The sequence below is a fragment of the Thioclava sp. F34-6 genome (assembly GCF_002213235.1).
GTDB classification, from domain to species: domain Bacteria; phylum Pseudomonadota; class Alphaproteobacteria; order Rhodobacterales; family Rhodobacteraceae; genus Thioclava; species Thioclava nitratireducens.
The window spans coordinates 1-6,807 of sequence record NZ_NBOA01000023.1; the positions used below are offsets into that span (position 1 = coordinate 1).

The window sequence follows — 6,807 nt, forward strand, 5'->3', positions numbered from 1 at the left end:
CGCGGGATGGAGCAGCCCGGTAGCTCGTCAGGCTCATAACCTGAAGGTCGTAGGTTCAAATCCTACTCCCGCAACCACTTCTACCGAACTCGGATCAAGACGCTGCGCAGCTTCAGGCTGGGCAAGTCCAATAAGTGCCGTGATGGCGCCCTCGAGTTCGACCCTCACCTTCTCTCCCGTGACATGTATTGTCACCGAGTTGATGAGGCCTCGGATGGTCTCAAGCGCTGCCATGCGGATTGCAGGGTCGGAAAGCGTCTGTGCGAGGTCCGTAACCTTGCGTCGATAAATCTCGCTTAGCCCCGGGTGAAGACGCACAGGCGAAGGTTGAGGCGCTGCCAGTTCGCCCTCGACGGAGATCTTGCGCGCTTCCAGGTCTTCGAGTTTCGCCATGAGCCCGGCGGTGCGCAGCCCGTCAGAAATGGCCTCGTAGAGACCTTCCAACCGACGCGTGAGCTGTGCGAGTTCAGCCTCAAGGCGCGCGCGTTTGGCGGTCTCCTCCGAGCGTCCAGCATTCACCTCTTTACCGTAGGCGGCAAAGAAGGCGGCGACCGCTGTGGGCTGCATCAAGCGCTCGCGGAGCAGGTCGAGCACAAGGGCCTCAAGCTCTCCGCGCTTGAACGAGCGGCTCTGCGTGCAGGTTCCGAGCTTGCGTGCTGCCGAGCAGGCGAGGTAATCCTTGCCCACGGCCGCGAAGCCACCCCCGCAGCAGCCGCAGCGCAGAAGACCCGTCAGCAAATGGACCTTGCGCTTCTTCTCCCAGAACCTTGATGCTCGGATCGCCTGTACACGGGGCTCGGCATCGATCTCGCCCTGCCGGCGCTTCGCCGCTTCCCAGAGGTTGTCGTCGATAATCCGCAGCTTCGGGACATCCTTGATGATCCATTCCTCCGGCGGGTTGCGCCGCGAAACGCGTTTGCCAGTCTCGGGATCTTTCATGTAGCGCAGCCTGTTCCAAACGAGGCGCCCGATATAGAGCTCGTTATTGAGAAGCCCCGTGCCCCGCATACGATGGCCACGGATCGCGGTATCACGCCAGAGCGCGCCACGCGGGCCGGGGACATGGTCCGCGTTCAGGCCCTTGGCGATGGCTTTGGGCGAATGGCCTTCGCTGAACTCTTTGAAAATGCGCTGGATGATCTCGGCCTCAGTGGGGTTGATTGTTCTCTCTCCTGTAACCGGCAGGCCGTCTGGCCCAAGCCGGCGCACCACGTCATACCCATAGCTATTGCCGCCACCGGAGTGCCCGCTCTCGACGCGGCCGCGCAGGCCGCGGCGGGTTTTGGCTGCGAGATCCTTGAGGAAGAGCTGGTTCATTGTGCCCTTGAGGCCCACATGCAACTCGCTGACCTCGCCCTCGGCCAGTGTCACGATCTTCACTCCATGGAATGTGAGCCTCTTGTAGAGCGTCGCGACATCGGCCTGGTCGCGGCTGAGGCGATCGAGCGCTTCGGCGAGCACGATGTCGAAGGTCCCGCGGCCCGCTTGCTCCAGGAGGCTCTGCAGCCCCGGGCGCAGGATGGTCGCGCCCGAAAGCGCCATATCGGAAAATACCTCGCCTACCGTCCAGTCGTCGCGAATGGCGCGTTCATTGCAGAGGCGAACCTGGTCTTCGATCGAGGCTTCGCGCTGCATCTGGGTTGAGAAGCGAGCGTAAATGGCAACTCGGGTCATGATTTGCGTCCCTTCAGGCTTTTGACGAGCGCGGCGTAATCGCGGCCGGCCTCGATAGTCTTGGCATGGATGTAATGGCGTTCGGCCGTTTGGAACCCCGCATGCCCCAAGACCGGGCGGATCAGACGGGCGGCGTCGGGCGAGAGCCGCGCCAGCGTCGTCGCCGCGGCATCGCGGAAGAAATGCGGCGGAATCCTCTTTCCGGTGAGTTGCAGTGTAAGATCGCTAATGCGCGAGCCCAAGTGGTTCTGGCCGATAACCTCACCCTTCTTGCCCACCCAGAGGCGGGCGTGGTCCTGATTGCCACGCGCCATCAGGTAGGGGCGGACATCCTCGATATAGCGACGCAAGACGGGCTCGACCTGTGGCGGAACGGGGGCCTCCCAAGCCACTCCCGTTTTGGTCATCTCCTCGGAAAGCGAAATGATGATCTCGTCCTCCATGAGGAGAACCGATTGCCCGAGCGTGAGCTCGCAGAAGGATCGACGGCGCATCGGCATCAAGGCCAGCAGCGCGATCATCGTCCCGTCCCGGCGCCGCTTCATTGCCTCGAGGGGAGTCGCCGCTGCGTCGGCGTGCGGCCCCGCGTGGCGCAGGCCAGCCTCAAGCAGCACTTTTGTGGAAACGATGCGGCCACGCTTGCGGGCGGGATCGCCGCGACCGGCGTCACGCTTCAAAGCTCCGCGCAAGCGGCGATGCATGACCCAGTCCGCATCTGGTGCAGCGGCGCTGAGGACACGGATGACGCCCTCGACAAACATCAACCGGGTCATCGGCGCGGTATGCGCCAAATCCTCGAGCCAGGCTTCAAGGCGCGGCAAGTCTGCACGCTCTGTGGGTGACAAGCTCAAGGCATCGGGTTCTGTGCGCGAGAGCCATCCCAACCAGCGGCCATATCTTATGCGCAATGTCTTAAGGGAAGTGGCGCGCAGATGCGCGAGGGCGCCACGATCGTCGAGAGGTCCGCCTTGAGCGCGCAGCGCGGTCCACATGGCCCAATCTGCTTCAGGCCAGTCTTCAGTGGGAAGAACGAGGCTCATTTGCGAGGGCCTTTCTTGCGGTCGACGAGTTCGGCGAAGGCCTTAGTAGCAGCCCTGTTCTCGAGGCCGGAATACATGTTGATGGTATGACTCACCGCGGAATGGCCAAGCAGGCGGCGGGCGGCCTCGTAGGATCCGGGGCTGGCATCGAGCCAGTTCATGACCGCGAAATGACGGAAAAGATGCGCATTCATCTCGAGCCCCGTCTCCTTGCGGATACGTCGCGTGATACGTGAGGCGAGCTGCCCTGTATCAACCGGTCCCAATCCATCGCGACGCGGAAATAACCAAGGCGTGCTCGGCGGGCAGAGTTCGGGGGATCGGGTGGCGAGATGCTTGTCGATCATGCGGACGACCTCGCGCGGGAGCTCAAACTCGAGCGGTTGGCCGTTCTTCACCTCGTCCTCGGTCAACACTAGAAATACGCGGCCATCGCCGGGACGTTGTAGGTGCTGCTCGAGATGGATGCCCGCCAAGTTCCGGATCCGGATAGGGCAGTAAAGAAGGATCGCGATCGCGAGGGCATCCTCGCGGGCCAATGCACGCGGAAAGAGACGCGTCCCCGTGCGCGGCGACTGGTTGAATAGGTGTTCGGGAAGGTTGAGGAGACGTTGCGCCCGGCGTTCATCCTGAAGCACGCGCAGGCGATCCCGGTTCTTGCGGGTGATCCCCCGCTGCGGCTTGGTTGACACCTTGCCCGCTAGCCCTTTGAGGCTCTTCTTCACGTCCTCCGACTGGCCTGTGATTTTGCCAAGGTTGCGCAGGAGGGCGGCCACTTCGCTGATCATCTTCGTCGTCGAGTTCTCCGTGCGCGAAAGCATTTGACGCAAGCCACGTTCCGCCATCTTCGGGTCGAGAAGGACGTCGAGGCTGGTCAGCGTCTCAGGGGAAACGCCGGAATGCACGAGCTCGGAAGCAAAGCGGATGAGTTGGCGGCGGTATTGCTTGAGCGTGACCGGGCGCAGGGCCCGTGTGCGGCCGTCATTTGCAAGAGGGTCCGGCGTCGCGAGGCGCGCCATAAGTGCGTCGAGATCCGTGATGAAGCTCTGGGGCAGGGCAGATTCATCAAGTTTGATGACGTTCTGGCGCGAGGGGAGAGACAAGGTGGTGCGGGGCCACTCGGGGATGCGTTTGACTGCCAGGTTCCAACTGTTCACAGCCGCGCGGTAAGGAACATCGGGGTTCTTACTGATCTCATTGTGGGTCAGCGCCTCAAGATAGGCGTCCGCGTCCTCCTCACATACCTCCGCAGGAAGGGTGCCCCGGTTGCTCAGGAAAAACACGAAGCGGCGAAGCGCCCGCGGCAGGGTGGGATCCTTGGCTCCAAGCACGATCTTCCACAGGTGTTGCCATTCTCCGGTCAAGTCGTAGATGCGGCTAGAACGCCGCTCCACGATACCGACATGTGCCATCGCGGCGCGCGCGTCGCTCACGGCATTCTGCCAACTCTTGGGGGTGAGGTTCAGCGCTGCAGGGGAAATCTTTGCGAGCCGCGGTTGCAGCCAGCGTCCGAAGCAGGGGACGTCCTGAGGCGGGCGGCCAAGCGCCTTGGCGACGCGGTTGAGGCCGGAGATCATATCGCGGCGGCGCGTCCCGGAGAGGTCCTCGATTGCTTCCAACATCACGATCAAGTCGGAGAACATCGGCGTGTCTTCGGGAATGAAGGCGAGGTCGAGCTGTTTTTGGCTCTGTAAGGTCATCGGGGACGCTTCCTTCGGTCAGCTGTGGTCTCGGGTGGACAGGGCAGGACAGGGTGCCCGATTCGGGAAAAGGATAACACGATTAGTCAAAAACTAGCGGGTTTGGACTGTTCCCGATTGTCCTCTAAGATATTGACATAAATGGACATTGCTGGCCGTCGGTGGCTACCAGCGCGACACTGCACGGTAGGCCGCGTGGGCCGCGGGATCGATGCGCAAAAGACGCCCGCCGGGGCCCACACGCACCACTTCCAAGAGGCCCGCCGCGATCGCGCGGCGCACCGTCTTCTCGGAACAATTGTCCAGTTCCGCCACCTGCTTCACCGTCAGAAGATGGCGCGGCTGGTTAGACTTCTTGTTCGGGTTCTGCGGCATCGGGCGTCTCCATGCTATATGAAGCGTCCGCCGCCAACTCCCGCGCAGCCTGCCGCGCAAACAGATCAACCAGCCGCATTACAGCAGCGTCAGTCTGCGCTTCGGCGGAATCAGGGGTGGAGGAAGGGGTGGGGACGCGGGGCATGGAAACACCGTGCCCACATCCCGAGAAATCTTGGAAAGTGTCTTGATTGGTCGCCTACCCGATAGCATCAATACCGCGATCAGGAGGCGTCGTTAACTCGTCTGGCTCGGCCGAACGCTTCTTGAACCGATCAATATCTTTTCTGATTGTTTCTGGACTTAACTCTCGTGGAGGATCGGTCAACTTGATGGCAACTGACTGCAAAAAGTCGATGAAGGGCCCTCCGCGATTGGTGCCCTTCTTGGTACGTTCTTGTGAGGAATATGTCACCGTCCTGCCTGCTTCCGTCCAAGCGTAGCAGCAAGTCTCGATGACGTATTGCCGGCGCTTGTCCCACACATAGATCTTGTTAAAGGGGACCATCACAGCAGCAGCGCCTGGGGTCTCTTGGACTGTCGTTATTGTGGCGATTGTCGCCGCGACTGTGTTGCGCAGTTCCTTGGCCTTTGCTTTTGCGGCAAGTAGCACGGCTGCATCATCTTTGTTTTGCGCGAACTGATCATCCAAAGGGGCGAGCAGTTCGGATAGTTTCTCAGCAGCAATTTGAATATCTGTTGCAAGTTTTGCCGCCTTTGAAAGTTCTTTATCTGCGCGCTCGATTGCTTTCGAGCGTTTGATCCGCACCAAGTTGACTTCAGAGTCTACGTCAAGACAGTATCCCAACTGCCGAGACAGAGTCTGAAGCAAGTCGGTGGACAGGTCGAAACGGTCGGCCAATTCTAACAAATCAGAGTCTGATAAGGCTCCGTCATCACCATATGACCCAAGTCGCCATGGCGCAGATGTGTTTATCCCATCGAAATGCAGCCATATTGAATAATCATCAGAGGCCTCGTATGAAGTACTCTGACTAGCCGCGGAAGAGTTCGACGTCGAATGTGTCGGTGTCTTTCCCGGTGCCATTGTGCCTCCGTCTGCTTTGATGAGTTGGGATGACTGGACAGGCGAACTTTAACAGCACTTCGGACTTGGCAACAATGCCGAGGGCGGTTTGAAATCGGTTGCCTTCATCGGGTCCGGTTCACTCTTAAAAAAACGAGTCTATAATTCAGCCCAGATGGCAGCACCTGTGATAGCGACCGTCTGCTCAACCCCCTGATAACTTTAATTTCAAATAATTTGTTTCTGTCAGAGTCTGACCCGCCGACCCGAGCACCGATTTACAAGTTATTGAATGCCTGCGCCTGAAACCCAATCAAGACACTTGGGCAAATCGAACGCAAATCCAGACAATCAGGAATCGGGTGGGATCCTCCGTTCTCACCGACACCTGGTTTACACTCACTGCTTCCCCGTGCGCACAGCGCAAAAAAAGTAGCGACCACGGTCCGCCCGGCTACCGGCCACAAATGACGGGAATACGATCCGGGGACTACCCCACCCCGCGCAGAGGCGGCTCCTTCTGGTCCTGCGCAGAAACACGACGATGATACCCACCGGCCGGTGAAATCGAGCATGAGGCGCGATGTGACGGATCGGGGACCGCCGAGGCCAAATCGGCCAAGACGGGGCAGGTGAGAAGCCTGCGGGGAAGCGGCTGGCCTCCGATACAAGGCATCGTGCGGATACGGATCTGAAACCGAAGGGCCTTCCCCTGCATGACGGGGGGAAGGAGCGGGGGCCGGATATTGCCATGAGGCATGTAGACATTTGGGTCACCAGAAATTCAACGCGAACTTCGCCACTGCGTTTGCACGATCGGGTCAACGAGGACGGAGTGCGGTGCTTAAAGATGGTCCCGCCTAAGAAATGTTGATATTGGGGGTTCTCGACCTCTTGTGCGCAAACGCCATGTCTTTGATCTGATCCCCGGAAACTGGACCGTTTGAAGCTGGAGTTTTCCGCTACGCTTCCTTGGCTGGAAGAGGAGTGG

Annotated in this window: 5 protein-coding genes and 1 tRNA gene; 1 reads left to right on the plus strand and 5 read right to left on the minus strand. The window is 60.0% G+C overall.

The genetic code is table 11. The annotated features are described in order from the left end of the window. Positions 1-77 (plus strand) — tRNA-Met (locus B6V72_RS18720). Here B6V72_RS18720 and B6V72_RS18725 read toward each other — a convergent pair. The 5 genes from B6V72_RS18725 to B6V72_RS18745 form a co-directional block, all read right to left on the minus strand. Continuing rightward, positions 34-1,674: a recombinase family protein gene (locus tag B6V72_RS18725; RefSeq protein WP_088736352.1), complete on the minus strand. Its 1,641-nt coding sequence runs from the start codon at positions 1,672-1,674 to the stop codon at positions 34-36. The genes B6V72_RS18720 and B6V72_RS18725 overlap by 44 nt on opposite strands. Then, positions 1,671-2,714, minus strand: coding sequence for a tyrosine-type recombinase/integrase (locus tag B6V72_RS18730; protein ID WP_088736348.1), 1,044 nt, complete (start codon positions 2,712-2,714; stop codon positions 1,671-1,673). The genes B6V72_RS18725 and B6V72_RS18730 overlap by 4 nt, the downstream gene beginning before the upstream one ends. Beyond that, positions 2,711-4,414: a site-specific integrase gene (locus B6V72_RS18735; protein WP_088736349.1), complete on the minus strand. Its 1,704-nt coding sequence runs from the start codon at positions 4,412-4,414 to the stop codon at positions 2,711-2,713. The genes B6V72_RS18730 and B6V72_RS18735 overlap by 4 nt, the downstream gene beginning before the upstream one ends. Before the next feature lie 165 nt (positions 4,415-4,579). Continuing rightward, the gene (locus tag B6V72_RS18740) at positions 4,580-4,789 is read right to left on the minus strand and encodes a helix-turn-helix domain-containing protein (RefSeq protein ID WP_088736350.1); all 210 of its coding nucleotides are present in this window, start codon (positions 4,787-4,789) and stop codon (positions 4,580-4,582) included. A gap of 199 nt (positions 4,790-4,988) precedes the next feature. Beyond that, complete coding sequence (locus B6V72_RS18745; RefSeq protein WP_146696236.1) at positions 4,989-5,837, minus strand: hypothetical protein; 849 nt, start codon at positions 5,835-5,837, stop codon at positions 4,989-4,991. Between the last annotated feature and the right edge of the window lie 970 nt (positions 5,838-6,807).